The 1,511-nt window shown below is 71.7% G+C and carries 3 protein-coding genes; 2 read left to right on the top strand and 1 reads right to left on the bottom strand.

Going from position 1 to position 1,511, the window contains the following annotated elements:
- Positions 1-308: hypothetical protein (locus tag R2740_RS18435; protein ID WP_371304157.1), on the bottom strand; the 308-nt coding region annotated here is incomplete at its 3' end.
- On the opposite strand from R2740_RS18435, the gene R2740_RS18430 reads away from it, so the two are divergent.
- Both R2740_RS18430 and R2740_RS18425 read left to right on the top strand, forming a co-directional pair.
- On the top strand, positions 298-615 hold the full coding sequence (locus R2740_RS18430) for a C40 family peptidase (protein ID WP_371304156.1): 318 nt from the start codon (positions 298-300) through the stop codon (positions 613-615). The genes R2740_RS18435 and R2740_RS18430 overlap by 11 nt on opposite strands.
- Before the next feature lie 60 nt (positions 616-675).
- Positions 676-1,511 (top strand): ATP-dependent helicase (locus tag R2740_RS18425; RefSeq protein ID WP_371304155.1); only part of this gene is annotated, 836 nt, incomplete at its 3' end.

Here is a 1,511-nt window from a genome sequence, read left to right as displayed (position 1 = left end):
CGGGAGGACGCCGAGGCCGCCTCGGACGCCGAGTCGTCCTCGGCGGACTCCGAGCGCGCCGGCTCGTCGTCCTCCGCCACCACCTCGTCGAGCAGGTCGACGTCCGCCCCGACGACCGCCACCGGGTCCGGCCGCTCTTCGGCGGCGGCTCCGGCCACGGCGGCGCCCGCCGCCCAGGCCCCACGCACCACCGCGGCCCCGACGACCGCCGCTCCGGCGCCGGTGGCACCCGCCCCCACCCCGGCAGCCCCGGCCCCGTCCTCCCAGGGTGAGCGGGCCGTCGCCGCAGCGCTCTCGATGCGAGGCACGCCGTACCGATGGGGAGGCGAGAGCCCCTCGACCGGGTTCGACTGCTCGGGGCTGGTGTTGTGGGCCTACGCCCAGGCCGGCCGAACCGGCATCCCGCACTCGTCGCGCATGCAGGTGGCGATGGGCCGCCGGATCTCCGTCGGCGAGCTGGTCCCCGGTGACCTGGTGGCCTACGGCTCCCCGGTGCACCACATCGGCATCTACATCGGCGGCGGGCAGTACGTGCATGCGCCCAGCACCGGCGACGTGGTGAAGGTGGCCTCGATCTACCGCTTCAACGGCACGCCGATCGCCGTGCGCATCTGATCGTCGACCCCGGATCCGGGCTCGGGGCGGCGTCACCCCGGGGCCGTAGGATGGGCCGTCATGTCTCCCCAGCTCCTCGACGGCCTCAACCCCGCCCAACGTGAGGCGGTGCTGCACGGCGAGGGCCCCCTGCTGGTGGTCGCCGGCGCCGGTTCGGGCAAGACCCGGGTGCTCACCCACCGCATCGCCCGGCTGATCGAGCAGGATGACGTCTCGCCGTTCGAGATCCTGGCGATCACGTTCACCAACAAGGCCGCCGACGAGATGCGTCACCGGGTGGGCACGCTGGTCGGGCCGGTGGCCCAGAAGATGTGGGTGTCCACCTTCCACTCGGCGTGTGTGCGCATCCTGCGCCGCGACGGCCACCGCCTCGGCTACCCCAGCTCGTTCACGATCTACGACCAGTCGGACGCCACCCGGCTCGTCGGGTACGTCCTGCGCGACCTCAACATCGACACGAAGCGCCTGCCCGCCCGGTCGGTGCAGGGGCAGATCTCGCTGGCCAAGAACGAGCTGCGCACCCCCGAGCAGTTGGCCGACGAGGCGGGCCACATCATCGAGCGCAAGGTGGCCGATGTCTACGCCGAGTACCAGGCCCGCCTGCGGGCGGCCGGGGCCATGGACTTCGACGACCTGCTCGGGGTCACCGTCGAGCTGTTGCGCACCGAGAGCGACGTGCTCGAGAGCTACCAGCGCCGGTTCCGGTACCTGATGGTCGACGAGTACCAGGACACCAACCGGGTGCAGAACGAGCTGGTGATCCTGCTGGCCGGCGCCCACCACAACGTGTGCGTCGTCGGCGACTCCGACCAGTCGATCTACGCGTTCCGAGGCGCCGACCTGCGCAACATCCTCGAGTTCGAGTCGGCGTTTCCGGACGTCACCCAGATCGTGTT

Origin of the sequence: Nocardioides sp., from assembly GCF_041393715.1 — a bacterium.
Classification (GTDB): Bacteria; Actinomycetota; Actinomycetes; order Propionibacteriales; family Nocardioidaceae; genus Nocardioides.
Note: the sequence above shows the minus strand (reverse complement) of the source record. Positions and strands in the feature narration are given on the sequence as shown.

Bases quoted from the DNA above. Each gene is read 5' to 3' on its own strand.
- R2740_RS18430 (WP_371304156.1), top strand. From the start codon at position 298: ATGCGAGGCACGCCGTACCGATGGGGAGGCGAGAGCCCCTCGACCGGG.